Origin of the sequence: Ruegeria profundi (assembly GCF_001507545.1) — a bacterium.
GTDB classification, from domain to species: Bacteria; Pseudomonadota; Alphaproteobacteria; order Rhodobacterales; family Rhodobacteraceae; genus Ruegeria; species Ruegeria profundi.
In genome coordinates, this window is record NZ_LQBP01000003.1 from 190,783 (window position 1) to 216,980 (window position 26,198).

General features: G+C 57.1%; 24 protein-coding genes and 1 riboswitch. Of the genes, 14 read left to right on the forward strand and 10 right to left on the reverse strand.

The genetic code is table 11. From position 1 onward, the window contains the following. The first annotated feature begins 47 nt into the window (after nt 1–47). The 5 genes from gor to AVO44_RS06930 all read left to right on the forward strand — a co-directional run bounded on the left by gor (nt 48) and on the right by AVO44_RS06930 (nt 5,315). Nucleotides 48–1,406: a glutathione-disulfide reductase gene (gene gor / locus AVO44_RS06910; RefSeq protein ID WP_068334479.1), complete on the forward strand. Its 1,359-nt coding sequence runs from the start codon at nt 48–50 to the stop codon at nt 1,404–1,406. Nucleotides 1,407–1,478: 72 nt separating this feature from the next. Next, nucleotides 1,479–2,621 (forward strand): FtsH protease activity modulator HflK, encoded by a 1,143-nt coding sequence (gene hflK, locus AVO44_RS06915; RefSeq protein ID WP_068334481.1) that lies wholly within the window; start codon nt 1,479–1,481, stop codon nt 2,619–2,621. Next, complete coding sequence (hflC, locus tag AVO44_RS06920; protein WP_068334483.1) at nt 2,621–3,499, forward strand: protease modulator HflC; 879 nt, start codon at nt 2,621–2,623, stop codon at nt 3,497–3,499. The genes hflK and hflC overlap by 1 nt, the downstream gene beginning before the upstream one ends. Then, the gene (locus AVO44_RS06925) at nt 3,499–3,693 is read left to right on the forward strand and encodes a DUF2065 domain-containing protein (protein ID WP_068334486.1); all 195 of its coding nucleotides are present in this window, start codon (nt 3,499–3,501) and stop codon (nt 3,691–3,693) included. Before hflC ends, AVO44_RS06925 begins: the two co-directional genes overlap by 1 nt. Nucleotides 3,694–3,824: 131 nt before the next feature. After that, entirely contained in the window at nt 3,825–5,315 is a 1,491-nt protein-coding gene (locus tag AVO44_RS06930; protein WP_068334489.1) for a DegQ family serine endoprotease, read from the forward strand. A 233-nt stretch (nt 5,316–5,548) separates the two neighbouring features. Here the strand turns inward: AVO44_RS06930 and AVO44_RS06935 are convergent, their stop codons facing one another. From AVO44_RS06935 to AVO44_RS06955, 5 genes are all read right to left on the reverse strand, one after another. Then, nucleotides 5,549–6,217 carry a Crp/Fnr family transcriptional regulator gene (locus AVO44_RS06935; RefSeq protein ID WP_068334491.1) on the reverse strand — a complete coding sequence of 223 codons (669 nt, stop codon included), beginning with the start codon at nt 6,215–6,217 and terminating at the stop codon, nt 5,549–5,551. 149 nt (nt 6,218–6,366) lie between these two features. Then, nucleotides 6,367–6,972: an inner membrane-spanning protein YciB gene (locus AVO44_RS06940; RefSeq protein WP_068334494.1), complete on the reverse strand. Its 606-nt coding sequence runs from the start codon at nt 6,970–6,972 to the stop codon at nt 6,367–6,369. Between the two features lie 16 nt (nt 6,973–6,988). Further along, complete coding sequence (locus AVO44_RS06945) at nt 6,989–7,891, reverse strand: EamA family transporter (protein ID WP_068334497.1); 903 nt, start codon at nt 7,889–7,891, stop codon at nt 6,989–6,991. Between the two features lie 86 nt (nt 7,892–7,977). Further along, nucleotides 7,978–9,141, reverse strand: a complete 1,164-nt coding sequence (ftsY, locus tag AVO44_RS06950) for a signal recognition particle-docking protein FtsY (RefSeq protein ID WP_068334500.1) — start codon at nt 9,139–9,141, stop codon at nt 7,978–7,980. A 58-nt stretch (nt 9,142–9,199) separates the two neighbouring features. Next, nucleotides 9,200–9,838: a lysoplasmalogenase gene (locus AVO44_RS06955; protein ID WP_068334502.1), complete on the reverse strand. Its 639-nt coding sequence runs from the start codon at nt 9,836–9,838 to the stop codon at nt 9,200–9,202. A 126-nt stretch (nt 9,839–9,964) separates the two neighbouring features. Between AVO44_RS06955 and AVO44_RS06960 the strand changes: the two genes are divergently transcribed. Next, complete coding sequence (locus tag AVO44_RS06960) at nt 9,965–10,360, forward strand: hypothetical protein (RefSeq protein WP_068334505.1); 396 nt, start codon at nt 9,965–9,967, stop codon at nt 10,358–10,360. Between the two features lie 7 nt (nt 10,361–10,367). On the opposite strand, the gene xseA is transcribed toward AVO44_RS06960, so the two are convergent. Further along, the gene (gene xseA / locus AVO44_RS06965; protein ID WP_068334507.1) at nt 10,368–11,861 is read right to left on the reverse strand and encodes an exodeoxyribonuclease VII large subunit; all 1,494 of its coding nucleotides are present in this window, start codon (nt 11,859–11,861) and stop codon (nt 10,368–10,370) included. A gap of 75 nt (nt 11,862–11,936) precedes the next feature. Here xseA and purD point away from each other — a divergent pair, with 75 nt between their 5' ends. After that, nucleotides 11,937–13,199 carry a phosphoribosylamine--glycine ligase gene (purD, locus tag AVO44_RS06970; RefSeq protein WP_068334509.1) on the forward strand — a complete coding sequence of 421 codons (1,263 nt, stop codon included), beginning with the start codon at nt 11,937–11,939 and terminating at the stop codon, nt 13,197–13,199. A gap of 92 nt (nt 13,200–13,291) precedes the next feature. Here purD and AVO44_RS06975 read toward each other — a convergent pair whose 3' ends face one another. Both AVO44_RS06975 and AVO44_RS06980 read right to left on the reverse strand, forming a co-directional pair. Beyond that, entirely contained in the window at nt 13,292–14,038 is a 747-nt protein-coding gene (locus AVO44_RS06975; protein ID WP_068334512.1) for an FG-GAP repeat domain-containing protein, read from the reverse strand. Then, entirely contained in the window at nt 14,038–14,361 is a 324-nt protein-coding gene (locus tag AVO44_RS06980; protein WP_068334513.1) for a 2Fe-2S iron-sulfur cluster-binding protein, read from the reverse strand. The genes AVO44_RS06975 and AVO44_RS06980 overlap by 1 nt, the downstream gene beginning before the upstream one ends. Nucleotides 14,362–14,488: 127 nt before the next feature. Between AVO44_RS06980 and AVO44_RS06985 the strand changes: the two genes are divergently transcribed. Then, nucleotides 14,489–14,890, forward strand: coding sequence for an OB-fold nucleic acid binding domain-containing protein (locus AVO44_RS06985; RefSeq protein ID WP_068334516.1), 402 nt, complete (start codon nt 14,489–14,491; stop codon nt 14,888–14,890). A 118-nt stretch (nt 14,891–15,008) separates the two neighbouring features. Next, nucleotides 15,009–16,094 (forward strand): Hint domain-containing protein, encoded by a 1,086-nt coding sequence (locus tag AVO44_RS06990; protein ID WP_068334518.1) that lies wholly within the window; start codon nt 15,009–15,011, stop codon nt 16,092–16,094. A 12-nt stretch (nt 16,095–16,106) separates the two neighbouring features. On the opposite strand, the gene AVO44_RS06995 is transcribed toward AVO44_RS06990, so the two are convergent. Continuing rightward, nucleotides 16,107–16,796 carry a glutathione S-transferase N-terminal domain-containing protein gene (locus AVO44_RS06995; protein WP_068334522.1) on the reverse strand — a complete coding sequence of 230 codons (690 nt, stop codon included), beginning with the start codon at nt 16,794–16,796 and terminating at the stop codon, nt 16,107–16,109. A gap of 359 nt (nt 16,797–17,155) precedes the next feature. Then, nucleotides 17,156–17,233: riboswitch (SAM riboswitch) on the forward strand. A gap of 65 nt (nt 17,234–17,298) precedes the next feature. Between AVO44_RS06995 and metZ the strand changes: the two genes are divergently transcribed. The 5 genes from metZ to AVO44_RS07020 all read left to right on the forward strand — a co-directional run bounded on the left by metZ (nt 17,299) and on the right by AVO44_RS07020 (nt 24,344). Beyond that, nucleotides 17,299–18,489, forward strand: coding sequence for an O-succinylhomoserine sulfhydrylase (gene metZ, locus AVO44_RS07000; RefSeq protein WP_068334525.1), 1,191 nt, complete (start codon nt 17,299–17,301; stop codon nt 18,487–18,489). 477 nt (nt 18,490–18,966) lie between these two features. After that, a complete protein-coding gene (gene folE2 / locus AVO44_RS07005) occupies nt 18,967–20,070 on the forward strand; it encodes a GTP cyclohydrolase FolE2 (protein WP_068334527.1) in 1,104 nt (367 codons plus the stop codon). A gap of 265 nt (nt 20,071–20,335) precedes the next feature. Continuing rightward, nucleotides 20,336–21,271, forward strand: a complete 936-nt coding sequence (locus AVO44_RS21000; protein WP_068334528.1) for a hypothetical protein — start codon at nt 20,336–20,338, stop codon at nt 21,269–21,271. A gap of 50 nt (nt 21,272–21,321) precedes the next feature. Then, complete coding sequence (locus tag AVO44_RS07015; protein WP_068334529.1) at nt 21,322–22,770, forward strand: TrkH family potassium uptake protein; 1,449 nt, start codon at nt 21,322–21,324, stop codon at nt 22,768–22,770. After that, nucleotides 22,770–24,344, forward strand: coding sequence for a thiamine pyrophosphate-binding protein (locus AVO44_RS07020; RefSeq protein ID WP_068334531.1), 1,575 nt, complete (start codon nt 22,770–22,772; stop codon nt 24,342–24,344). The genes AVO44_RS07015 and AVO44_RS07020 overlap by 1 nt, the downstream gene beginning before the upstream one ends. 45 nt (nt 24,345–24,389) lie before the next feature. Here AVO44_RS07020 and AVO44_RS07025 read toward each other — a convergent pair whose 3' ends face one another. Continuing rightward, the gene (locus AVO44_RS07025; RefSeq protein WP_068334545.1) at nt 24,390–26,129 is read right to left on the reverse strand and encodes a serine protease; all 1,740 of its coding nucleotides are present in this window, start codon (nt 26,127–26,129) and stop codon (nt 24,390–24,392) included. Between the last annotated feature and the right edge of the window lie 69 nt (nt 26,130–26,198).

The window sequence follows — 26,198 nt, forward strand, 5'->3', positions numbered from 1 at the left end:
TAGGGTTGCTGAAATTTACCCCAATCAGAACAATGACGGGAAACACTATGAGTTTTGACTATGATCTGTTCGTCATCGGTGGCGGCTCGGGCGGAGTACGCGCTGCACGTGTGGCGGCTGGTGAAAACGGTGCCAAAGTGGCCTTGGCTGAAGAGGATCGTTACGGCGGCACTTGCGTTATTCGGGGCTGCGTTCCGAAAAAGCTGATGGTTTTCGCCAGTGAATACGCAGGTATGGTCGAAGATGCGCAGGCTTACGGCTGGGATATCAAGCCCGGCGCGTTCGATTGGGATGTGTTCCGAGGTAAGCTTTATGCTGAGTTGGATCGGCTTGAGGGTATTTATCGGAACATTCTGAAAAATAACAGCGTCGAAAGTTTCGATCAACGCGCCCATGTGGTGGATGCGCACACGGTGGAACTGGCAGATGGGACGCGCAAAACGGCCAAGCACATTCTGATCGCCACCGGCGGCCGACCTGTTGTTCCGCAGTTTCCGGGCTCAGACCTGGCAATTACTTCGAATGAGATTTTTCATCTGGATAGGCTGCCTGAAAGCATCCTGATCGTGGGTGGCGGGTACATCGCCAGTGAATTCGCCGGTATCATGAATGGAATGGGTGTAAAGACCACTCAGTTCTATCGCGGGGCGCAAATTCTGCGCGGCTTTGACGAAGAAGCGCGTGGACTCATCTGCGAAGAGATGCGCCAGAACGGTATTGATGTACGTCTGGGTACCAATGTGCTTGAGATGACCAAAGAGGGCGACAAGATCCGGGTCAAAGCGACAGACGGCACAGAAGATCAGTTCGACGTGGTGATGTACGCCACCGGGCGCGCACCGAATGCGGACAACCTGGGCCTTGAGGGTGTCGGGGTTGAACGTGGCCGCAAAGGTGAAATCATCGTTGATGACTATAGCCAAACGGGCGTACCGTCGATTTACGCGATTGGTGACGTGACAGACCGCGTGAACCTTACCCCGGTTGCGATCCGCGAGGGGATGGCTTTTGTTGAGACCGTGTTCAAAGGAAACCCCACACCGGTGGATCATGACCTGATCCCGACAGCAATCTTCACTCAGCCGGAATTCGGTACAGTTGGGCTCAGCGAAGAAGAAGCAGCAGCGCAGGAACCGATCGAGGTTTATGCGACGTCTTTCAAACCGATGCAAACGGCCTTTGCCGGCGGAACGCAGCGCGTATTGATGAAGCTGATCGTCAGCCAGGCCAACCGCAAGGTTCTGGGATGCCATATTGTCGCTCCGGGTGCGGGCGAGATGATCCAATTGGCTGGAATTGCCGTAAAGATGGGCGCGACCAAGGAAGATTTTGATCGCACTGTCGCTGTCCACCCGGTGATGGCCGAAGAACTGGTGACATTGCGGCAACCTGTGCGCACTGCTTGATTTGCAAGCGCGCGCACACAAGTTAAAAGGTAATCCGTGATCACACGGTCCAACATAAGGGAATAGATACACATGGCGGGCAACAGCGGTGGCCCCTGGGGGGGCGGAGGCTCTTCGGGCGGCGGAGGAAATCGGGGAAACAACGGGGGTGGCCGTAAGCCCCCCGAAGGCGATGGCCCGCAAATCCCCGAAATCGACGAGTTGATGAAAAAAGGCCAAGAACAACTGCGCGTCCTAATGGGTGGTCGCGGTGGATCAGGCCGTGGCGGTGGCCAAGGTGCAGGTGGGGGTGGCCCTGTTTTCACCAAAGGCACCGTGCTTATCGGTGTTGTCGTTGCTGCCGTTCTTTGGGGAGCAGCCAGTTTCTACACGGTCAAGCCCGAAGAGCAGTCGGTTGAATTGTTCCTGGGTGAGTTCTCGGCGGTTGGTAATCCGGGTCTGAACTTTGCTCCGTGGCCTTTCGTGACCGCCGAAGTCATCCCCGTCACGCGCGAACAAAACGAAGACATGGGCGGCGCGCGCGGCAGCGATGACGGTCTCATGCTGACCGGCGACGAAAACGTCGTTGATATCGACTACCAGGTGGTCTGGAACATCAATGACCCTGCAAAATTCCTGTTTAACTTGCGCGACCCGCGCCAGACGATCCGTGCGGTGTCAGAATCGGCGATGCGTGAGATTATCGCTCAAAGCGAACTTGCACCCATCCTGAACCGGGATCGTGGTATCATCGCGGACCGTTTGCAGGACCTGATCCAAACTACGATGGACAGCTATGACTCAGGCGTAAACATTGTCCGCGTGAACTTTGACAAGGCCGACCCGCCGCAAGACGTCATCGCCGCATTCCGCGACGTTCAGGCTGCTGCGCAGGAACGCGACCGTTTGCAAAATGTGGCGGATGCCTATGCAAACCGCGTTCTGGCGGAGGCGCGCGGTGAAGCTGCACAGGTTTTGGAAGAAGCCGAAGCTTATCGCGCGCAGCAGATCAACAGCGCTCAGGGTGAGGCCAGTCGTTTCAGCGCTGTTCTCGAAGAATATTCGAAAGCACCGGATGTAACGCGCAAGCGCTTGTATCTTGAGCGGATGGAGCAGGTTCTGGGTGATGTTGACAAGATCATTCTGGACGAAAATTCAACGGGTCAGGGGCAGGGCGTCGTGCCATATCTGCCGCTGAACGAATTGCGCCGCAATCAGGTTCAGGAGAGCAACTGATGCGTAAGTCACCTATTATTCTTATCGCCATCGTGATCCTCGGGCTGCTTGGCCTGTCGTCGATCTTTATCGTGGACGAACGCGAACGCGCACTCGTGCTGCAGTTTGGTCGTGTGGTTGCGGTAAAAGACGAACCCGGTCTGGCGTTCAAAATCCCCGTGATTCAGGAAGTTGTTCGTTATGACGACCGCATCTTGTCGATTGACGTGCAACCGCTTGAGGTTACGCCTTTGGATGATCGCCGTCTTGTGGTCGACGCATTTGCGCGTTACCGAATCTCGGATCTGGAACAGTTCCGCCAAGCGGTTGGTGTCGGTGGTATCCCGCAGGCCGAGGATCGACTGGATCTTATCCTGCGTGCCGAAACGCGTGAGGTTCTCGGTTCGGTGTCGTCACGTGACATTCTAAGCTCTGACCGTGCTGCCCTGATGCTGCGTATTCGCAACAGCGCGATTGCCGAAGCGCAGGCGCTGGGTGTGAGCGTCATCGACGTGCGTCTTAAAGCAACGGACCTGCCGCAAGCAAACCTTGAGGCCACCTTCGAACGGATGAAGGCGGAACGCGAACGTGAGGCGACTGATGAACGCGCCCGTGGTAACGAGGCCGCACAGCGTGTCCGCGCTCAGGCAGACCGGACCGTGGTTGAACTGGTCTCGGACGCGAGACGCGAGTCAGAGATCATTCGCGGTGAGGCTGACGCGGAACGCAACGCGATCTTTGCAGAAGCCTTTGGCAAAGATCCTGAGTTCTTCGAGTTCTACCGCTCACTGTCCGCATATGAGCGGGCACTGGGTGGCGGCAATAGCTCGATGGTTCTGAGTCCGGATTCGGAGTTCTTCAACTACTTGAAATCACCGACCGGGCAGGCAAGCCAGTAATGGGTATGGTTCTTCTGGCCCTCGGGCTGGTACTGATTGTCGAGGGGCTGGCCTATGCGCTGGCCCCTTCGCTTATTGAACGTATGCTCGAGGCGTTGCGGTCCCTGCCTGAACAGGCGCGGCGACTGGCGGGATTGCTGTGTGTGGTCAGTGGTCTGGTGCTTTTGTGGGGCGCGTACCAAGTCGGGTTTTAGCCCGGTGATTTCAATTGCCGGTGAATTCCCCGCGATCCCGAGTTGCGGGCTTGGACAAACTGACTACATTGGTTGTTAAGAGAGGTCGCCGCTGGGCGATCTTACAAGAATTGTCGACAAGGAGTTCCCAAGTGCAGGCACAAGCACGCAGTATTTCCGTCCAGCGGGGCGAGGTTGTTGGTTTCATGCGGCTGATGTGGTTGGCCTTTGCAGGGCTGCTTTTTGTTCTGGCCCAATCCGCAGCCGTGCAGGCGCGCAGCGAAAGCCTTGCGCCCTTGGCTGAAAAGATCAGCCCGGCGGTTGTCAACATCACCACCACGACGTTGGTTGAGGGTCGGACCGGTCCGCAGGGGATCGTGCCCGAGGGCTCACCTTTCGAGGATTTCTTTCGCGAGTTTCAAGACCGAAACGGCGAAGATGACAACCGTCCGCGCCGCAGCAATGCACTGGGTTCGGGCTTTGTGATCTCGGAAGATGGCTACATTGTCACGAATAATCATGTAATCGCAGAAGCTGATGAAATTTTGGTTGAGTTCTTCCCCGGCGACGGTCAGCCCAAGAAAGAACTGCCTGCAAAGGTGATCGGTACTGATGACAAAACCGATATCGCTTTGCTGAAAGTTGAAGCATCCGGCCCCTTGCAGTATGTGCAGTTCGGTGACAGCGACGTTGCGCGGGTTGGTGATTGGGTGATCGCCATGGGCAACCCGCTAGGACAGGGCTTCTCGGTCTCGGCGGGTATTGTGTCGGCACGTAATCGAGCGCTCAGCGGGTCTTACGATGACTATATTCAAACGGATGCGGCTATTAACCGGGGTAACTCGGGTGGACCGCTATTCAATATGAATGGTGAGGTTATTGGCGTAAACACCGCGATCCTTTCGCCAAATGGCGGCTCGATCGGAATCGGATTTTCGATGGCATCCAACGTTGTCGTCAAGGTTGTCGATCAACTGCGCGAGTTCGGTGAAACCCGTCGCGGATGGCTGGGTGTACGAATTCAGGATGTGACTGAAGACATGGCCGAGGCGATGGGGCTGGACAAGCCCGGCGGCGCGCTGATCAGCGATGTACCTAATGGCCCGGCAAAAGACGCCGGTCTGCTGGCGGGTGACGTGATCCTCAGCTTTGACGGGGTAGAGGTTGAAGATACACGCGGGTTGGTGCGCCAGGTGGGTGAAACCACGGTTGGCAAATCCGTACGCGTCGTGGTCCACCGTGATGGCGGCACTCAGACCGTTTTGGTCACCTTGGGACGTCGCGAAGACGCGGAGCGCGCGGATAGTTCTGAGGATGAAGTTCCAGACGCACCGGTCGAGGAAAATGCAGACATTTTGGGCCTCACGATCTCACCGCTGACGGATGCGTTGCGCAAAGATCTTGGTTTGGATGCGGATGCCGAAGGTCTGGTTGTGTCCGAAGTCGACGAAGCGTCCGAAGCCTTCTCCAAAGGGCTGCGCGCGGGCGATTTGATCACCGAGGCTGGCCAGCAGGCAGTCACATCGATTCAGGATTTCGAGGCCCGCATGGAAGAGGCGCGCGAAGCAGGGCGCAAGTCGCTGTTGCTTTTGGTGCGTCGCGGTGGAGAACCCCGCTTTGTTGCGTTGAGCCTCGGCGAATAAGCTAAGGTTCAAGCGAGTTAAAAGGCCAGAGTGGATGCTCTGGCCTTTTTAACGTCGGGTTCCATAGAACTATATACTTTGAAAGAAGTGAGCCACACGCCGAAAAGACGTGTGGCTCTGATACAGGGAGAGGTCAGTGGACAGATATCGGGGATGATTCTCTGACCTCCTACGGTAACAGGTACGAATTTAGACTCAGTGCCTCCTGCGGTCTGTGAAGCAGATCACTGGAATCAGATAAGATCGGAATCAGCGAGTTCGCGCAGGGCTTCGAAATCCTTGATCATCAAGCCACCGCGTGAGGCCTGAACGACATTGTCGCGCTTCCAGGTAGATATTGTCTTGGACACGGCCTCTCTGGTGGCGCCAACGAATTCGGCCAATTCACTTTGCGACAAGGTAATCCGGGTTAAAGGATCATCCTGAAGCTCGGACAAGTGTAACAGCTTGCGAGCTAGTCGGATCGGCATGGGCAGAAACACCTGCTCGTTAAGTTGCGATCCCATCCAGCGCATGCGCTGACCAGCCAGGCGGATCATGTCAACCGCCAGATCTGGGTGCTGCCGTATCTGGTTCATCACGTCACCCTGCCTGACCCGCAAAACACGCGACGGTTCGGCCGCTACGACGGTCGCCGTGCGAGGGCCGCTGTCAAACAAGGCTATCTCCCCAAAAACCTCGCCGGGTCGCATCAGGGTCAGCGACAGTTTACGGCCGCTCATGGCCAGAAAGGAGACCTCAAGCGTGCCTTCGAGGATCGCGTACAGCGCGTCGCCTTCGTCGCCTTGCTCAAACAGCACATCGCCACGGTCCAGTGCGATTTCCGTTGCCTGCGCAGAAAGCATGGCCTTGAGTCTGTCTGACGCGTCGGACAGAAAGCCGCTGTCTGGGAAAGCCGTCATACGTACAGGGTTCTCCGGCTATGAGTGGTGGGTGGTGCCACAACTTTTCACAGCTTCTGCGTTTCGCCAAGGATTTTTATCCACTTTACCGTGCAATCTGATTAGAGCAAGCGGGTAACCATCGAGCGAGCCTTGGGAAACTGGTTCGCCTACTGGTGGTCAGGATCATCCATATAGCTTTGCAGCAGGCTGAATTGCAGCATCAGGAAAACCATCAGCGCAATGGGAAAGCCAAAAGTTTCAATCTTGACCCAAAGGTCGGTCGACATGGTGCGCCAAACGAATTCGTTGGCGACTGCCAGAAATGCGAAACACCCACACAGGCGTCTGGTCAGAATCATCCAACCCTCGTGTCGCATCGGCAGCATCTCGTCCAGAATATAGGCAAGGTAGGACTTGCGCTGAAGAAGGCCGATGCCCAACATGATCGCAAAGAAGCCGTAGACCAGCGTGGTTTTCATTTTGAAAAACCGTTCGTCATTGAACCAGGCGGTCAGGCCGCCGAAGAAAATGACCATGATTGCGGTGAAAACCTGTATCCGGCTCAGCTTGCCCGTGAGATACCAAAGAACGCCCATAGCGGCCAGCATCAGTGGCACAAATAGAAGGGTAGCGACGATGAAACCGGAATACTCGGTGCCGCCAATCAGGAAGCTGTCATCGCGTAGTCGCAGGTAGATGAAGAAGAACGCGATCGGAGGGCCAAGCTCCAGCACCTGTTTCATAAACGGGTTGATCTCTTTTTTGGCTGTCATTGTTTAATCCTGCTGCTTACCCGCCCATTTCAACTATTACGGCGCCCAATGCAATCAATGCCATCAGCGCAATGCGTCGTGGCCCGACGGTTTCTTTCAACACAAGCCATCCGATTAACGCCGCAAAAACAGTAGAGGTTTCTCGTAAAACAGCGGCTTCGCCAACTTTGTCGAGCCTCGTGGCCATCATGATAGCTCCGAAAGACATGGGGGCGATGATCCCGCCTGCAAGGCCGCGCAGCATCAAAGGACCGATAGCCGGACGATTGATCATCGCGCGCCATCTGAGGAACGCGTAGAACGGCATCGCCGCGCCGTCGATCATGAAGAACCACGCCAGGAATGTGAACGGATCGGCAGTGGCGCGGATTCCGTAAGCATCGTAGGTGGTGTAGAGGGCGACAAACAAACCTGTCGCGACGGCCAAAACCAATGCAATGCCAAGAGTTTCGCGGTTGGTTTCCAAAAACCGGAAGTTATATGCGGCCAGCCCGAAAATGCCAGCCAGCAGGACGGCAACGCCAAACCATTGTACGCCGGTAAAGGTTTCTTCGAATAGCAGATACGCTCCGATGACCGTAAACAGTGGTCCGGTGCCACGGACGACCGGATAAACGACCGTGTAAGAGCCCTTGGTATAGGCCATCGCCTGAAGGGTTTTGTAGGCGATATGGATCAGCCAGACGACCGCGAATATCGGCCACATGAACGGCTCTGGCCACGGAACGACGAACAGGGCGAATGGGGCTGCCATCAGACAATAGCTTGCGTCAATGGCCCCGCGCGACAGCCAAGGATCATGGCGGCCCTTTTGCAGAGCGCCGAAGACCGCGTGCAGGAACGCAGCCGACAGGGCGAGCCCAAGGGCGAGTTGATGGCCTGCTTCCGTGCCTTCGAGAGAGATCAGCCAGTCGCTCAAGTGTCGGGTCTTTTCGCTAGTTAGAGAGGCTGGGGGCTGTCTGCCCCCAGACCCCCGAGGATATTTTCAGCCAGATGAAGGGGGGATCAGTTTTGGTCCAAACCAGTAAGCGCGGCGGCGAATTCTTCGGGGTCGAAAGGGGCGAGGTCGTCAATCTGCTCTCCGACTCCGATTGCGTGGATGGGCAAACCGAATTTGTCAGCTAGTGCGACCAGAACGCCGCCTTTGGCCGTGCCGTCCAGCTTGGTCATCACGAGGCCCGAAACGTCGGCCAGCTTGCGGAAGGTTTCCACCTGGCTCAGGGCGTTTTGGCCTGTGGTGGCGTCGAGCACCAGCAGGGTGTTGTGTGGCGCGGTTTCGTCTTTCTTGCGGATGACGCGGACGATCTTGGCAAGTTCTTCCATTAGGTCAGCGCGGTTTTGCAGACGGCCCGCAGTGTCGATCATCAGCAGGTCGGCGCCGTCTTCTTGCGCTTTGGTCAGCGCATCAAAGGCAAGGCTGGCCGGGTCTGATCCCTCAGGCGCAGTCAATACGGGAACACCGGCGCGCTCACCCCAAACTTGCAGTTGCTCAACCGCCGCAGCGCGAAAGGTATCGCCGGCGGCGATCACCACCTTTTTGCCAGCTGCCTTGAACTGGCTGGCCAGCTTGCCGATCGTGGTGGTTTTGCCCGATCCGTTTACCCCAACGACCAGCACCACCTGTGGGCGCTTTGCATAGATGGGCAGGGGCTTTGCCACCGGCTCCATAACGCGGGCGACTTCTTGCGCCAAAAGCTGCTTGATTTCCTGCGTTGAAAGCTTGCGACCATAGCGCCCCTCAGCCATGTTGGCGGTTACGCGAAGGGCAGTATCTACGCCCATATCCGATGCGATAAGCAACTCTTCGAGCTGTTCCAGCATGTCATCATCAAGGGTGCGACGCACGGCAGTTTTGGCTTCACTGCGGCCAAACAATCGGCCCAGCACCCCCTTGGAGGGTGCCGCTTCGGGTGGCGGAGGCGCAGGCGTTGGATCAACCGGTGCAGGGTCGGGGACCTCAACCGGCTCTGGAATCGGCGCGGGCTCCGGACCTTCGGGTACTGGTTGCGGAACCTCCGGCACAGGGTCCGGCTGCGGCTCAGGCTCGGGGATGATCGGATCTGGCGCGGTTGTTTCCTCGCCACCATCCTCGACGATGGCTTCAAGCCCCTGTTCGAGGCGGGACGAGGATTTGAAGAGCTTATCCTTGAGCTTTGAGAAAAACGCCATTTTTGGTCTCCGCAGGTGTTCCCCTCACCTAATGCGGATTTGCGGCAGTTGCAAAGGGTCAGAGGAACGCGATCAGCAAACCGGACTGCGCCCCCCAATACAGCAGCCAGATCATATAGGGCGTGATCCTGTGGGCGCGGTGGTCGGTTGGCAGAAGGAACTTCTCGGTCGCCAGGATAAGGTCGGACGCGATGAATGCCGATGCAGCGGGCAAAGCCCAACGCAAAGCCCCGCTGTCAGGTAAGGCGAGAGCGGTTATGCCCATCCCCAGAATGATCGGGATGTAGAGTAGAACGGGTGCTTTGAGGTCTCCGGAGCGCGGGATGAGCAGTGTGGCAGTAACGATACCAAGGATGATCAGCGACCAGAAATATGCGGGCTTGTTGAAAATCAAAGACGGATCGCTGGCCGGGTGGCTCAGAAACAGGGCGATATATGCCAAGTGACCCCCGGCAAAAGCGCCTATGCCCGCCATGAAACTGTTGTCCGTTTCCCGAGACAGCAAAGCATCACCGGTCGCGCATAGAAGCAATGCAAGCGCCAACAGTAACGGGGCGGCATCCAGCAGCGCAATCACGGCCAGCAAAGCAACTGAGGCGGTCTTTAACACGGATCTCAATAAGCTGGAGGGGCGAGGCGACAATGGCAGGTAGGCCAAGGCGCAGGCGGCTGCCAGCCAGAATAGGACAGTTGTCATGTATACCTCCTACTTTTCAACAGCTTGCGACGCGCAGTTGATTCCCCTCAACCTGTGACGTAGAGGCAAGTGGCTCTGCGGAATTGGTTATTGGCACTGGGCAAATGCTTCTGACACAATGCGTCCATGCTCAGAACTCTTGCGATTCTTTTCCTTTTGCCGGCGTACTCTGCGTCAGCCCAATCCGCGCTGTCGGGTGCGGAATTCGATGACTATACACAAGGCAAGACTTTATTTTATGGCTTCGACGGGCAGGTCTACGGGGTCGAGCGCTATTTGCCCAATCGTCGCGTGATCTGGTCGTTTCTGGACGGCGATTGCAAAGAAGGTGTCTGGTACGAGCAGGGAGACCAAATCTGTTTCATCTATGAAGACCGGCTTGACCCCCAATGCTGGGTTTTCCGGCAGTCAGGAACTGGCCTGGTCGCGCAGTTTGAGGGTGACCCGGAGGACACGGAACTCTACGAGGCCGAAGATATCGACCAGGAGATGATCTGCTACGGGCCTGATGTCGGGGTTTGAGGCGTCGTCAGAACAGCGAACCCTGATCCGGTGCATCCTTTTTGGACGGTTTCTTTTGAGATGGTCGGGGTGCTGCCGGTTGATCAGTGTTCAACACGCCGTCGGCAAACTCAATCTGAAGCGCGCTGTGTTTCACGGCCTCAGCTTTCGTCGTGACGACGCGATCGTCAGCCCTTACCACCGCATATCCCCGCTGCAACGTCGCCTTGTAACTAAGCGTTTCGCGCAGACGGTCGGTTGCATCCAACTGTTGCCGCATCCGATCCAGCCGTGTTGCCTGCGCGGTGCCCAAACGCTCACCCAGACGCGAGAGAGTTTGACGCTGCAGTTTGATTTCACGCTGAATAGGACGCAAAGACAGGCGTGACGACAGGTTGCGCACGGCCTCCTGACGGCTTGTCACAAGATTACGCAGGGTTGACGGGCGCAGATGGGCAGAAAGTTTCACCACTTGAAGGTGGCGGTTCTGGATCCCGCGCTCTAACGCAGGCGTCAGGCGATCTGCAATTAAATCAAGCCGTTGCCGGGGGGTGTTCAACAGGCTGTCTGGGCGTGGCAATGCACGGGACAGATCGCGCAGGCGCTGAGACCGCCTTTGAACCGCATCCGTTGCGGCTCGGGATAGGCGCGCGCCTTGTTCGCCGGTCCAGGCCAGTAATTCCATCCGCACAGGTACGGCCAGTTCGGCAGCGGCTGTCGGGGTGGGCGCGCGGCGGTCCGAGACATAGTCGATCAAGGTCGTGTCGGTCTCATGCCCCACGGCCGAGATCAGTGGGATGTCCGAAGCCGCTGCAGCGCGCGCAACGATTTCTTCGTTGAACCCCCACAAATCCTCGATCGATCCACCGCCGCGGGCGACGATGATCAGATCAGGGCGCGGAAGTGCTCCGCCGGGTGTCAGTTGGTTGAAGCCGTTAATTGCATTGGCGACCTCGGGCGCGCAGTTCGATCCCTGCACAGCCACGGGCCAGATCAGCACCTTGCGCGGAAATCGGTCGCGCAGCCGGTGCAGAATGTCCCGGATCACCGCCCCTGACGGAGAGGTCACGACGCCGATAATCTGCGGCAGATAGGGTAAGGGCTTTTTGCGCTCGGGCGCGAACAGCCCCTCAGCTTCAAGCTGTTTCTTGCGCTTTTCCAGCAGTGCCATCAGCGCGCCTTGCCCGGCAACGGCGACCTCATCGACGTTCAGGTTGTATTTGGACTGTGCTCCAAACGCGGTCAGCCGTCCGGTGACCACAACTTCAAGCCCTTCTTCCGGTACGACGGACAAGCCCGAAATCTGACCTTTCCACGTTGTACAGGCCAGCACGTTCCGATCATCCTTGATGTCATAATACAGATGACCCGACCGCGCCTTGAACACGCGACCAACTTCACCTCGGACGCGGATTCGCCCGAATGCACCTTCGAGCGTCCGTTTCACCTCGCCCGAGATATCGGAAACTGTGTATTCAGGGGTGTTTTGGCCGGGAATGGGGTCGTCTAGCAGGTCGGACATTTCAGCGCCTTGTGTCAAATGTCCGGCCAGCTTAGAACGCCCGAAAGGCGAGGCCAAGCAGATCGGAGTGCATTCATGAATATCCTTATTCTCGGCAGTGGTGGGCGAGAACACAGTCTGGCCTGGGCGGTCATGCAAAACCCCAAATGTGACCGCTTGATCGTTGCGCCGGGCAATGCTGGTATTGCGCAGATTGCGGATTGTGCGGCACTGGATATCGAGAATGGCGGCGCGGTTGTCAGCTTTGCCGAAGAAAACGCGATTGATTTCGTGATTGTCGGCCCCGAGGCACCTCTGGCCGCCGGCGTGGCCGATCGCCTACGTGAAGCGGGTGTGCTGGTGTTTGGCCCGTCAGCCGCGGCGGCGCAGTTGGAAGCCTCTAAAAGCTTTACCAAGGAAATCTGTGACGCGTCGGGTGCACCAACAGCGGCTTATGCGCGCTTCACCGAAGCCGAACCTGCGAAAGCCTATATCCGAAAGCAGGGTGCGCCGATTGTGGTAAAGGCCGATGGTCTGGCCGCTGGCAAGGGTGTGATCGTGGCGATGGACGAAGCAACCGCCTTGGAAGCCATCGACGACATGTTTGGCGGCGCTTTCGGCGGCGCAGGGGCTGAAGTCGTCATTGAGGAATTCATGGAGGGTGAAGAGGCGTCGCTTTTTGTGTTGTGCGACGGCGAGGACATCCTGTCCGTTGGCACCGCACAGGATCATAAACGCGTGGGCGAGGGCGATACGGGTTTGAACACCGGTGGTATGGGCGCTTACTCTCCGGCTCCCGTGCTGAGTGCTGAGATCGAAGAACGCGCGATGGAGGAGATTATTAAGCCCACCGTTGCAGAAATGAAGCGTCGCGGCACGCCGTTTCAGGGTGTTCTATATGCCGGTTTGATGATCAAGGACGGCCAGCCGCGCCTTGTCGAATACAACGTGCGCTTTGGCGATCCTGAGTGCCAGGTTTTGATGATGCGTCTTGGCGCGCAGGTGATGGACTTGATGCACGCTGCGGCTGAAGGTCGGTTGAGCGAAGCGCGGGTGAACTGGGCGGACGATCACGCGCTTACCGTGGTCATGGCAGCGAATGGGTATCCCGGATCGTATCAGAAGGGCAGCGTGATCAAGGGGTTGGACGGTCTGATTGAAGATAGCGGAAACATGGTGTTTCACGCCGGAACCAAAACCTCTGACGGACAAATCGTGGCGTCGGGTGGTCGTGTATTGAACGTCACCGCGCGCGGCAACACTCTGCAGGAGGCGCGGGATCGGGCCTATGCAGCCGTGGACGGGATTGATTGGCCCGATGGGTTCTTTCGGCGCGATATTGGTTGGCGGGCTTTGTGAGCTGAAAGGCTCCCGCGCCCTGACGCTGCATCAAAGATGCATCGCCAAAGGCCTTGGGCCGGGCAGCCCGCTGACGCGGGCTGCGGGCGCTATCAATCTGAGCAGTTCAGGGCTTGTTTCATTGTTTGAGGGTTAAACGAGGTCAGAACCTCGGTGGTCCAGCCCTGAAGATAGCTGACGCTGACGATCTGATGCCAATCGGCGCTGACGACAATCAGTTCGAGGCCACGACCGCAATCCCGGATGCCACCGGTGATGAAGTCTTGGCCGATACGGTGATTGGTAAGGCCGGGCAGGGTGGCAATTTCCGTTAACCCTCCATTCTGAAAACGCCAGATGCGCAGCATCTTGGCTAGATGAGGACGGTCGATGTAAGCGATCTCGATATGTCCGTCGCCGTCCAGGTCGGCGGCTCCGATTGGGGCGAGCCAGCGAAACCGGGTGCCGATATGGGGCGTCGCAGCGATTTTGTCGCCAGTGCTGTCATAGATTGCGAGTTGCGCGCCTGTACTGTCCTGAGACTCGACGACGATGACCTCTGAGGATCCATCTAAGTCCATATCCACCAGTCGCGGCTGAAGGTCTTCAAAGACCCTGTCGTGTGGCAATTGAATACGTAGCGTTTTGCCCTGAATCGTCAGCTCCAGCGCACCGTACTCGATGGTGTCGCCCAACACGCCATGAGCATAACGTGTGGTGGGGTCTGTAAAACGGGCATGAGTAATGCCATCAGCAACGGCAGGTGTTATCCCCGCCAACCAAGTGCACATCACCAGCACGGCGCCGCGGACCTGCACCCGCCGCAAGCGGGTCGGCAGACGCGGCGCTTTGGAGAGCATCAGATTTGCTTTTCAGGCATCTGCACGACCAGACCATCCAGCTCGTCCGTGACCTTGATCTGACAGGTCAGGCGCGAGCGGGCCGGGTCGGGTTCGTAGGCAAAGTCCAACATATCCTCTTCCATGTCATCCTTGGCTGGGATTTTCTCGACCCAGTCGGGATGGATATAGACATGGCAGGTCGAGCAGGCGCAGGCGCCGCCGCAATCGGCCTCGATGCCTGGGATGTTGTTGTCGCGGGCTCCTTCCATGACGGTCAGTCCGTTGGCGACTTCGACTGTGTGTTCGGTACCGCCATGCTCGACATAGGTGATCTTTGCCATTGCGTGCGTCTTCCTTTTTCGTTTGTCGATTTCTTCCTTAGTCAAGGCAAATAGGTCTTTCCAGCCTCATTTGCGACTCATCGCGCCGTGTCTGGACTTTCCTGCCGTTTGTTCTATTTTTGTTCTCATGCTTGTTGTCACTCATCGCCCTGCGGCATCGCACCGGGACTGGCCGCGCCCACCCGCCTGCTTGCCCTCGGATCGGCTGGACGACCCGCCCGAGGGCGCGCGCGTTGCCGTGGCCGGGCTGGTGATCCTAAGACAGAGGCCGGGGACGGCCAAAGGGGTGATCTTCCTTACGCTTGAGGATGAGACCGGCATCGTGAATGTGGTGGTTTGGCGCAAGATTTATGAACGCTTCCGTCGTGCAGTGATCTCGGGGCGGTTGTTGCGGGTTACGGGGCAGATGCAGCGGGCGCATTCGGTGACCCATGTGATCGCGGAAGAGATCGAGGATATCTCGGGGATGCTGGATGTGCTGGTACAGGAAGAGGGTAGGCGGACCTCTGCGGACAATAACAAAACATAATCAAATAGAAGCATAATAATATAAAACAAAACAGTTACTTAAGCTGAAAAAAGAGTGCTGTATAGTGTTAACAGCTCACTTGGTGAGAGCTTCTGTTGTAACTGCGTCTGAGGTCGAAATGGCTACTTATTCCTACATCGGATACTCACCTGATATTATTCTGGGTGTGGGGGGGTTCGAACAAGAGATTATGCTGGATGAGAGCTTTGACCCGGGCGAGGACCGCCGCGTCTTCAATGTTGTGGATCAAGCAGGACCGGTGCCGATTGCGAATGGAGATCCGGACACTGGCACGATCTTCGACGGTAACCGCATCAATTTCGTAGAAGGTGATGACGCAACCCAACAAGGGACAGTGACCGATATTGCCGGGAACAACATTCCAGGGCTGACCCCGGGCGGTGATATCTTCCTTCAAACAAATTTCCAGATCATGAATCCGGAAGGGGACACAATTAATTTCTACAGTGTAGAAGTTGACGGTGTTCTTGCTGGATACGTGACGTCCGAACCTTTGGTTCCGGGGGTCGTTTATACGTACATTTTCAGAGACGTTGGTCCCAATAACGCGCCGGACACCACGGACCCAACTGCGCTTGTCGATGTTCCGTGCTTTGTTCAGGGTACATTGATCCAAACACCCAAAGGTGAAACCGCTGTCGAACGTCTAGAGGTTGGTGATCTGGTCGTAACGGCAGATGGGCAGGCAAAAGAAATCCGTTGGATTGGATCCCGCATCGTTGACGTTTCACGCGCGGATGCACTTCATCTGAGGCCGATACGGATTGCAAAAGGAGCATTGGCTGAAGGTGTGCCTGGCAGCGATCTTTTCGTGTCGCCAAATCACCGCATTCTGATGCCCGCAGCAGATATGCAGTTGCTGTTCGAAGAGGCTGAGGTGCTGGTGCCGGCAAAATTCCTGTTGGGCCTTCACGGCGTCGATGTTGTGGCCGACGCACAGCGGGTGTCTTACTATCACTTCATCTTTGATGAGCACGAGATCGTGATTTCTAACGGAGCTCAAACCGAAAGCCTGTTTCCGGGTGATATCGCCCTAAGCGGAATGGGACACGAGGGCCGCGTAGAGCTGTTGGAACTCTTTCCTGATCTTTCTGATGTGTCACGTCCGGAATACGGCCCAACAGCGGCCAAGGTTTTGTGCAAACACGAGGCCAAGCTGTTGGTATCACGCTACGTCCGGTAGGTATTGGGCGCGTCAGCGTTTAAACAAATTGTCCTGAGCTTGCTTGCTGCTATGGTCGCCGCGCAACTCTGCGTGCAGCGCGCGCCCGGCTTGTACCCCGGGACGGGCACTGACCGTTTCTAACCATCGGGCAAGGTTGGGTTTATCCTCAAGAGTTTGCTGCTGGCCTTCCCACAAGCTCGCCCATCCCCAGATCGACATATCGGCGATGGAATAGAAATCGCCCGCGACATATTCATTCTCGGCCAGCCGCCGGTCGAGTACGCCATAAAGGCGCCCGACCTCGGTGCGGTAGCGGTCCTTGGCGTATGGCAGATCTTGCGGAGGATCCATGTTCGGGGCGTATTTCAGGAAATGATGCGCCTGGCCAGCCATCGGCCCGAGGCCGCCCATCTGCCACATCAACCATTCTTCGACGGCGATACGCTCTCGCTGTGTCTGGCCATAAAAGCGGCCAGTTTTGCGGGCGAGGTACATCAGGATCGCACCGCTTTCAAAGACCGAGATCGGAGCACCGTCCGGGCCATCAGGGTCTACGATGGCAGGCATCCGATTGTTGGGGGCGATCTTCAGAAATTCAGGATCGAACTGATCGCCTTTTCCGATATTGATCAGGTGGGTGGTATAGGGCAGCTCCATCTCTTCCAAAGCGATGGATGCTTTCCAGCCATTCGGCGTGGGCCAGAAGTACAGGTCGATCATGATATCTCCTTGGGGTTGGAGTAGGATCATGAGGCTTTCTGTGCAAACGGCAAGATGTCTTCTGGGCTGGGCAGGGCAAAAAGCCGTGACCAGCGACGGTTGTGGATTGCGGTCAATTCTCTAGGCAAATTGGGCTGACTTAACCGATCTTGATTGCACACCCGCAGCACTCCGGGGTGGGTGTAGCTGAACCAATGACAATCGGGACGCTTCGGTGCCGTTCTGGAGTAGGTCATGCGCGACAGGTGGTTGAGCGTTCGGCTTTCCTATCGCTATGACGCTTTGGTGAAAGGACAGTTACAGAACCGTGACGTTGCCCCTGTCAGGGTTGACGCATTCGCGCATGCGGCGTAATTGCAACATCACTACGTGGCGATTTGTTACCGGATTGCGGGCCACGCTAAACGAAACCGCTAAAAGGTCAGGATGAAAGGCCCCTTTCGCTTGACCGCGTCTGGGGTTTTTTTGATGCCCGTGCCAGACACGGGCCGAGAGGAAAGATATGAGCGAGAGCTGGAACAAACGCACCCAAGCCGTCCATGGTGGCATCCGCCGCAGCCAGTACAACGAGGTCAGCGAGGCGATTTTCCTAACCCAAGGGTTCGTCTATGAAAATGCCGAACAGGCTGAGGCTCGGTTTCTGGAATGTGGCCCGGATGAGTTCATTTATGCCCGCTACGGCAACCCAACAGTATCGATGTTCGAACAGCGCATTGCCATGTTGGAGGGGGCCGAGGATGCCTTTGCAACCGCGTCTGGCATGGCGGCGGTTAACGGCGCGCTGACTTCGATGCTGAAGGCCGGGGACCATATTGTGTCCGCCAAAGCACTGTTTGGGTCGTGCCTTTACATCGTTGAGAATATTCTGACCCGTTTCGGCGTGGATGTGAGTTTTGTCGATGGTACCGACCTTGCGCAGTGGAAGGCAGCGATCCGTCCGGACACGAAGGCGGTTTTCTTTGAGTCCATGTCGAACCCGACGCTTGAAGTGATTGACATCGCTGCGGTTGCGAAACTGGCCCATGAGGTCGGGGCAGTTGTGATTGTGGACAATGTTTTCTCTACTCCGGTCTTCTCCCGTGCGATTGAGCAGGGGGCCGATGTGGTTGTGTACTCAGCGACCAAACATATTGACGGGCAGGGGCGGGCGCTGGGTGGTGTCATTTTGGGCACTCAGGACTTTATCCGCGGCACGGTCGAGCCATACCTTAAGCACACTGGCGGGGCGCTCAGCCCGTTCAACGCCTGGATCATGTTGAAAGGGCTTGAGACAATGGCCCTGCGGGTCAACGCACAGGTCGATACCGCCCAGATCGTTGCTGAGGCACTTGAAGGCCACCCCGCGCTTGAGCGGACGCTGTATCCGGGGCTGAAAACCCATTCGCAGAATGCGCTGGTGCAGACCCAACTGGGTGGCAGGGGCGGCACGGTACTGTCCCTGGATATCAAGGGCGGGAAAAAGGCGGCGTTTGCCTTTCTGAACGCGCTGAGAATTCCGATTATTTCCAACAACCTCGGTGACTCCAAGTCGATAGCGACCCATCCCGCCACAACCACCCATCAGCGCCTGATTGACGACCAGAAAGCTGAGCTGGGCATCACGCCCGGCCTGATCCGCCTGTCCATCGGTTTGGAGGACGCAGGCGATCTGCTGTCCGATATCAAGCAGGCACTGGACGCGTCGCAAAAGTGATATCTGCTGCCCTGAAGCGGTTGAACCGCTTTGGGGCGCCCTGATCAGGTTCGGCCATAAAACCCCATCCATTACCTATCCTAAATGATTACGCTTGGGTTCTCATAGCAAGAGAACACTGTAATCAAGCGCGCGGTATCTCTGAGCACCGTTGTCACCCGGTGTGTGTTGATTTTGACCTTGAAAACGTTCAGTAATCCGGGATTGAGTGCTTGCAAGCCGACGGCCTGTGGCAAACCCATTTGTGATGCGCCCACAAACCGTGTCTCCGGCGTCGATGGTCGGCATGCTACGGGCGATCTATCGGGTGTCGCAGCTTGAATAAATGCGGAACGTCAGGTCGCAGGTGTTTGGAGTGTGACGGTTTTATGCTGGGTTTTTTAAATCCGGACTGATATCCCGCACGTATCGGGCTAAACTAGTAATTGAACCCTCGACATCTATTTTAGTGATCGACCAACCAGGGAACCCCGGCTTATGAACGTCCATCCCCGCAACATTGATGACGCACCTGACACTGACGAGGCCACTGCGGCGCTGAAAACGCTCCGTAAGTGGGCTCAGACCGCGACCGAGGCCGAGATCAGCCAGCTTGATCCAGCCATCGCGCGCCTTGTGCCGGGGTTGGTTCCCATGAACTATCCGACCCTTTCGCGCGACTATCCCGAGGGTTTTCAGGTCGACAAGGCGTATCGCGCGACTCTGCCGGACCTGCAAAATGGTCCGTCCAGCCTGATCCGCGGGGCCAAGCAGCAGATTCAGCATGTGGGGATTTCCAACTTCCGCCTGCCGATCCGGTTTCACCGCAAACATGGTGAGGATCTGACGCTTGAGACATCCGTGACCGGTACGGTCAGTCTCGATGCCGATAAGAAGGGCATCAACATGTCCCGGATCATGCGCTCGTTCTACAAACATGCCGAGCGGACATTTAGTTTTGAGGTCATGGAAGCCGCACTGGATGACTATCTAACCGATCTGGACAGCTTTGACGCGCGTTTGCAGATGCGCTTCTCTTACCCTGATCGGGTGAAAAGCCTGCGGTCGGGGTTAGAAGGATACCAGTATTACGACATTGCCTTGGAACTGGTTGAACAGAATGGTGTACGCCAAAAGATCATGCATCTGGACTACGTCTATTCATCGACCTGTCCGTGTTCTTTGGAATTGAGCGAGCATGCGCGCGCGACGCGGGGACAGCTCGCGACACCGCATTCGCAACGTTCGGTCGCGCGGATTTCGGTCGTTCTGGATTGCGATGCAGACTGCCTTTGGTTCGAAGACTTGATTGCGCTCTGCCGCCGTGCGGTTCCGACGGAAACTCAGGTCATGGTCAAGCGCGAAGACGAGCAAGCCTTTGCCGAGTTGAACGCCGCCAACCCGATCTTTGTCGAAGACGCAGCCCGCCTTTTCTGTGCTGAGCTTCTGGCAGATCATCATGTTGGTGACTTCCGCGTTGTAGCCAGCCATCAGGAAAGCCTTCACAGTCATGACGCGGTATCGGTTCTGACCGAAGGTCTTACCTTTGTCTCAGCCAGTCTCGATCCGCGCCTGTTCTCGACCTTGTTTCACGTCGGGTGATCAATATTGAGGCTCAAAAGCCTCAATACATCTGAATTGGCGAATTTTTGCCGCAGTGCAGCAATATTTCTGCACGCGCAGTGCATTTCGCGATAAACTGGAACGGAATGCTGCCGTGGCGTGCGTGATCACGCCCCACTGAAAGGAAGCCGAGACGTGCGACGCCCCGGAACCTCAGGCCTCTGCACTCCGTCCGAGGGATCGGGACGGGTAACGGTTCTTCTTTCCTTTGATGGCTGCATTTCTTTCACAGGAGAAATGACTAATGAACCCGATCACCCAACCGCTTGAGTTTCAGGCGGCGGCCATCCGTATGGCAGGTTATGCGATTAGCAACCAACTGAAGATCATTCAGATTTTCACGACCTCGGCGATGGAGTTGCCATTCGTGCCGATGCAAGTTCTGAACGCGTCTTCGGCTACACCTGCGCAGGTGGTACCCACGACGAAAGCAAAGCCAAAGGCGGCCGCAGCCAAGCCTGCCGCTAAGTCCAGAAAGGCGGCAACAGCGAAGCCCAAGCCTAGTGTTCGTACCGCATCGCCAAAGGCCGAATCATCAGCGCCTGCAAAAAATGCCGAGCCGAAGCCGGCGACCCGCACGCGGCGCACTGCAACGACCAAAGCCGCAACCGGCCCTAAAACACAACAAAGTAAACCGGTCGCCAAAGCCGCAACTCCCAAGGTAGCGACGCGGCAAGCCCAACCCAAGGCTGCACCGAAGACTCAAGCTGCTAAACCCGCTGTTGCGAAGTCTGCTGCAAAACCGGCTGCCAAGCCCGCAACGCCGAAGGCCGCAACGCAAACCGCAAAACCCAAGGCTGCACCGAAAGCGCAAGCAGCCAAGCCTGCCGCGCCTAAGCCTGCCGCCAAGGCGGTGGCGCCAAAGGCCGCACTGAAGCCTGTTGAGGCGAAATCCGCCCAGAAAGCGGAAACGAAACCAGTCGAGTCGACAATCGCAACGAAGGCTGAAACGCCCAAAGTCAGCGAAATGCCCGCAGCCACCGAGCCTGCGGAAACCAATGTCGCGGTGTCCAAGCCCGCTGCGTCACAATCCGAGAGTGTAGCTGCAGCAAATGCCACAACCTCGAAGACGGCAGCTCTCAAGATGGAAGATGCCAAACCTTCGGAACCTGTGCGCAAGACTCGTGCACCTTCGATGCCGCCCGCTATGCCCACACCTGTCAGTAAAACTGACGGCTAAACGGGACATCCGCTTGACTCGGTCGTGCAGGCGCGCCAACGCTGCGCCTCATGACGGATATGCGCCCGGTTGGATATGTGATTGGCCTGTTGGTCGCCATACTTGGGGCGACCATGACGCTGCCCATGCTTGCAGACCTGATCGAGGGGCGCGGCGAATGGCATGTGTTTTTTGAAAGTGGGGTCATCACCATCCTGGCCGGGGTGGTGCTGTCGATCAGTTGTTCAAACGGGGTAGGTGAAGGTCTGACGATCCGTCAGACCTTTTTGCTGACAACGGGTGTCTGGGTTGCCCTTCCGTTTTTTGGCGCAATTCCATTTCTGTTCGGTGAAACCGAGCTGCGCTTTGTCGACGCGTATTTCGAGGCGATGTCTGGGCTGACCACCACCGGCTCAACCGTCATTTCCAGCCTGGATGATCTGCCGCAGGGTCTGTTGTTGTGGCGTGGCATTCTGCAATGGCTGGGCGGTATCGGCATTATCGTGGTTGCCATGGTATTCTTGCCCGAGCTTCGGGTCGGTGGGATGCAAATCTTCCGTTCGGAAGGGTTTGAGACCATGGGTAAAATCCTGCCGCGCGCGCAGGAGATCGCGGGCCAGATTTCCCTGATCTACGTTTTCCTAACTGTTGTATGTGCTCTGGTTTACGCCGGTCTTGGAATGGGGTTTTTCGACTCCGTCGTGCATGCAATGACAACCATCGCGACTGGAGGATTCTCGAATTATGACTCGTCCTTCGCACAGTTCTCCGGACCGACCGAATATGCGGCATCGGTCTTTATGATATTGGCGGCGTTGCCTTTCGTGCGCTACGTGCAGTTTGCAAACGGCAATACGAACTCCTTGTGGCAGGACAGTCAGATACGGACCTTTCTTGTCACGATCCTGGTGCTGGTTCTGATCATGGCCGTGTTCCTTATATCGGTCTTTCCACGCGGTTGGGAACAAGCATTCCGGGAATCCCTGTTCAACATCACCTCGATCATTTCGGGCACCGGCTATGCCAGTGTCGATTACATGGGATGGGGCAACTTTCCGGTGATGCTGTTCTTTCTTATCGGCTTGATCGGAGGCTGCGCGGGCTCGACTGCCTGCTCGATTAAGATATTCCGGTATCAATTGCTGTTTGCTTCGATCAAAACTCAGATCCGCCGCATCCGCTCGCCACACGGCGTTTTCGCCCCGCGGTATGGCGGACGCACGATCGGGCCGGATGTTCTGACCTCGGTCATGAGTTTTTTCATGTTCTTCGTGCTGTCGTTGGGCGTGCTGGCCTGGGCGCTGGCGCTGACCGGGCTGGATTTCATCACATCGGTTTCGGGTGCTGCAACTGCGCTTGCGAATGTAGGGCCGGGGCTGGGCGATCAAATCGGTCCGGCGGGTAACTTTGCCGGACTGAACGATACCGCAAAGTGGCTGCTGTCTATCGGCATGCTGGTTGGGCGGCTTGAACTGCTGGCTGTCTACGCACTGTTCACCGTCCAATTCTGGAGAGACTAATGAAAAGACCCTTGGGCGCCCAGATTTCGCACATGCTAAAAGATCGGGGCGTTGATGTGATTTTCGGCATCCCTGGCGTGCACAATCAGGAACTGTATCGGGGTATCGAAGAGGCGGGACTTACCCATGTTCTGACGAGGCATGAGCAGGGTGCCGGGTTCATGGCCGATGGTTATGCCCGTGCGACTGGCAAGCCGGGGGTGGCCTATGTGATCACCGGGCCTGGCCTGTGCAATATCATGACGCCGATGGGGCAAGCCTATTCGGACTCGGTGCCGATGCTGGTGGTGTCGTCCTGTTTGGATGAAACGCAAGCCGTGCATGGGCAGCTTCATCAGATGAAGGATCAATGCGGGGCTGCTGATACAGTGGCGGACTGGTCATGTCAGGCAAACACCGCACAGGCGGCCTATGGTCTGATCGAACGCGCATTTGAAGAGTTCGAACTGTCCCGCCCGCGTCCGAAGCATCTCCAGGTGCCGATCTCTCAGCTCGAGGCCGACGCTGATCCGGCGCCGTTTCCCAACCAGCCCGCATTGCGAACTAAGGTATTGCCGCCCGATGTCGCCCCAGTGGTGTCTTTGCTGAATATCGCGCGCAGACCTCTGTTCATATTGGGTGGTGGCGCGCGATCCAACCTCTGGCGGCAGATTCTGACAGAATTGGGCGCGGCGTGTTTCACAACTTATGCCGGACGGGGCTTGGTTGGGTTGGGCTATGAGCTGGATTTTGGCGCCACGTTGCCGCGTCCCGCAAGTGCCGAGGTGATCGGATCAGCCGATCTTGTCGTCGCGGTGGGGGCGGAGCTGGGTGAGGTTGATCTGTGGCGCGATACGCTTGGTCACAGTGCCCAACTGGTTCGGGTCGACCTTGATCCAAAGGTTCTGGGTGACCACCACCACGCGGGTATCAAGCTGCAAGCGGATGGTGAAAGCTTTGCCAAGGCGCTATGGGCCGCGATTGACAGCGTGAAACCCGCCACAGGCTGGACACCCGCAGAAGTGAGCCAGGCACGTTCGCGCTGGAAGGCTGAAGTAGGTGCCGAGCGTCCGGGGATTGTACCGGTACTTGACGCTTTGCGCGATGCCATGCCTGCGGACACGATGATTTATTCGGACATGACCCAAATCGCCTATGTCGCGAAAGAAGTCTGGGACATGGCGTATCCCTATCACTGGCACCACCCGACCGGATTTGGGACGCTGGGATATGCTTTGCCGGCGGCAATTGGCGGCGCAGTTGCACGCAGGGGGAAACCAACGGCCGCCATAGCAGGCGACTACGGGTTTCATTACACGATGATGGAGCTGGGCGTTGCAGTCGAGCTTGGCCTGTCGCTGCCTATTGTTTTGTGGGACAACGGTAAACTGAAAGAAATTGAAGACAGCATGGTTCGTGGTCAGATAGCGCCTAACGCGGTGGTCGCGCGAAACCCCGATTTCTGCAAGTTGGCTGAGGCTTTTGGCGCCTTGTCTGCCGCGCCGTCAAACTTGGCAGAGATGCAGGCTGCTGTGCGTTCGGCCTTTGATGCGCCAGTGCCAACACTGATCCGAGTGACACCGGATATCGTCTAGTCCGGAAAGCCGCCCCTTTAGGGCGGCGTTTCTGAGCCAATCGCGTTAGTCCCAGCAATGAACGAGAACAGTCATTCCATTGGCCCTGCGACTTAGTTCATTTGGTGAGATTCCCGCGCTGGCCTGACCGGGCTGACCTGATACCCCAGCCTGTTCAAGGACCTTGTTCAACCGCTCTGCAGTGGCCGCAAGGCTGACCGAGGCGGGCAGTGTGCGACCGTCGGAAGGCGTTGGTAGCAGCATGCCGACAACTTGTCCCGCGTCATCAAAGACGGGTCCACCCGCGTCGCCCGGTTGGGCAGCCAAAGCCAGACGCTTCACACCGTCCTCTCCGTTCAAACCGCGCACGTCCGTGATCTGGCCATAGGTCAGTGTCGGCGCACCCAGCGCGCCTTCGTACGAAAAGCCTGACACCGCGACCTCGGATTGAATGCGCGGTCGATCCGCGCTGAACTCTGCGATGTTGATGGGTGCCAAGGTGCGACGCGGGCGCAATACGGCAACACCTAAATCAGCGTCGGCCCAGGCAACCTGAACCTCTTGATCGTCGTTAAGGGTGATCCGAGTGCAACTGTCCGTGGCCTCGGAGACTGTGAGGATCGTGCCGTTCGCATCCGTAAAGAACCCCGACCGCGACAAGCGGGGAGTGCGGATTTGCAGGCCCGAAACAAGGTCTATGCGTTGATCCGCATCCGCGCCGGCACCGGAATCAAGGACCGCTCCGTTTGTCGAAAAGCTGGCCTTGATCGCGGCCAGAACTCTTGCGCGACGAGCGTCGTCACCTTCGGGCCAGACCAGTGTAAAGCCTTTGATTTGGCCGTCCTTCAGGGTTGCTTCGGTGTATGACACGATGCCGTTGCCACGACCCTCAAGGGTAAACCGGTCGCCGCGCAGCTCTCGTGGGCCATTCAAAGGAACAATCTTGAGCGATTGCATGACCTCGTACAACGCCCTTAGGGTCGCCCTATCACCTTCCTGGCTGATCAGCAGGGCCGCCGCACCCAGATCGGACGTGCTTTCGAAATGCGCAAAAGGTGCCTCATAGCGGTCGAAGGCCAGAATGCCCAACGGCAAGTCGAGGTCTATGCCCGCCTGCGGATCCGAATATTGCTGCATTCCAACGCTGATTAATGGAGTGTTATAGTCGTCCATCAGCGCTTTACGCTGGGCAGTGGTCAATACGCCGGTCGCCTCATATCCGTTAAACCGTTGCCATTCACCCATCGAACGACGTGTTCCCTGACCGAACGCCCCGTCAATGGTTGCGTTGTAAAACCCAGCCGCTTGAAGGGCAGTCTGCAAGTCCATTCGCTCTTGCGCGGTCAACAGACGCTCAGACTGCAAGGCTTGCGAACGGGTTTCATCTGTCGGTTTTGGGCTAAGGCCCGAAATGGATTGATCGGGTTGCGGGGTTGGGTCAACGGGCGGCGTGACCACGCCACGGTTTAGAATATTCGCCCCGATTGGCCAAAACTGCTGACCCATCGCGCTTGTAAAGGTGATGTAGCTGTCTGCAGGGATCTGACCTTCGGCCCGGTATACCCTCAGAACCTGATCAGCGTCGCTTCGCAAATACGGTCCGATAACAATGGCATACCAGCCAGAGTTCAGGCGGAATCCGTTCACGTCTGGCAAAACGTTCGCGTATGCCTGCGCGCGTTCCTGTGCCTCGCGCAGCGAGGGGTGGGCTTCGACCTGAACCCAGACCCCTGCGTCCTGCTGCGCAGAAACTGCGCGGATGCCGAAGAGAATTAGAAACAGAAGTGCCGAGATTATGCGTGTCATAGTCTGCCTGTGTCCGCAGTGTTTTATCTTTTCCCCAGACTACGCGATTTGAAGGGGTGAACGCTATGC

Coding starts and splice junctions, on each gene's coding strand:
- AVO44_RS21000 (WP_068334528.1), top strand. CDS start 20,336: ATGAACCCGATCACCCAACCGCTTGAGTTTCAGGCGGCGGCCATCCGT.
- AVO44_RS06980 (WP_068334513.1), bottom strand. CDS start 14,361: ATGGCAAAGATCACCTATGTCGAGCATGGCGGTACCGAACACACAGTC.
- hflK (WP_068334481.1), top strand. CDS start 1,479: ATGGCGGGCAACAGCGGTGGCCCCTGGGGGGGCGGAGGCTCTTCGGGC.
- AVO44_RS06975 (WP_068334512.1), bottom strand. CDS start 14,038: ATGCTCTCCAAAGCGCCGCGTCTGCCGACCCGCTTGCGGCGGGTGCAG.
- AVO44_RS07020 (WP_068334531.1), top strand. CDS start 22,770: ATGAAAAGACCCTTGGGCGCCCAGATTTCGCACATGCTAAAAGATCGG.
- hflC (WP_068334483.1), top strand. CDS start 2,621: ATGCGTAAGTCACCTATTATTCTTATCGCCATCGTGATCCTCGGGCTG.
- xseA (WP_068334507.1), bottom strand. CDS start 11,861: ATGTCCGACCTGCTAGACGACCCCATTCCCGGCCAAAACACCCCTGAA.
- folE2 (WP_068334527.1), top strand. CDS start 18,967: ATGAACGTCCATCCCCGCAACATTGATGACGCACCTGACACTGACGAG.
- AVO44_RS06925 (WP_068334486.1), top strand. CDS start 3,499: ATGGGTATGGTTCTTCTGGCCCTCGGGCTGGTACTGATTGTCGAGGGG.
- AVO44_RS06985 (WP_068334516.1), top strand. CDS start 14,489: ATGCTTGTTGTCACTCATCGCCCTGCGGCATCGCACCGGGACTGGCCG.
- AVO44_RS06995 (WP_068334522.1), bottom strand. CDS start 16,796: ATGATCGACCTGTACTTCTGGCCCACGCCGAATGGCTGGAAAGCATCC.
- AVO44_RS06990 (WP_068334518.1), top strand. CDS start 15,009: ATGGCTACTTATTCCTACATCGGATACTCACCTGATATTATTCTGGGT.
- ftsY (WP_068334500.1), bottom strand. CDS start 9,141: ATGGCGTTTTTCTCAAAGCTCAAGGATAAGCTCTTCAAATCCTCGTCC.
- gor (WP_068334479.1), top strand. CDS start 48: ATGAGTTTTGACTATGATCTGTTCGTCATCGGTGGCGGCTCGGGCGGA.
- AVO44_RS07025 (WP_068334545.1), bottom strand. CDS start 26,129: ATGACACGCATAATCTCGGCACTTCTGTTTCTAATTCTCTTCGGCATC.
- AVO44_RS07015 (WP_068334529.1), top strand. CDS start 21,322: ATGACGGATATGCGCCCGGTTGGATATGTGATTGGCCTGTTGGTCGCC.
- AVO44_RS06955 (WP_068334502.1), bottom strand. CDS start 9,838: ATGACAACTGTCCTATTCTGGCTGGCAGCCGCCTGCGCCTTGGCCTAC.
- AVO44_RS06935 (WP_068334491.1), bottom strand. CDS start 6,217: ATGACGGCTTTCCCAGACAGCGGCTTTCTGTCCGACGCGTCAGACAGA.
- metZ (WP_068334525.1), top strand. CDS start 17,299: ATGAGCGAGAGCTGGAACAAACGCACCCAAGCCGTCCATGGTGGCATC.
- AVO44_RS06960 (WP_068334505.1), top strand. CDS start 9,965: ATGCTCAGAACTCTTGCGATTCTTTTCCTTTTGCCGGCGTACTCTGCG.
- AVO44_RS06940 (WP_068334494.1), bottom strand. CDS start 6,972: ATGACAGCCAAAAAAGAGATCAACCCGTTTATGAAACAGGTGCTGGAG.
- purD (WP_068334509.1), top strand. CDS start 11,937: ATGAATATCCTTATTCTCGGCAGTGGTGGGCGAGAACACAGTCTGGCC.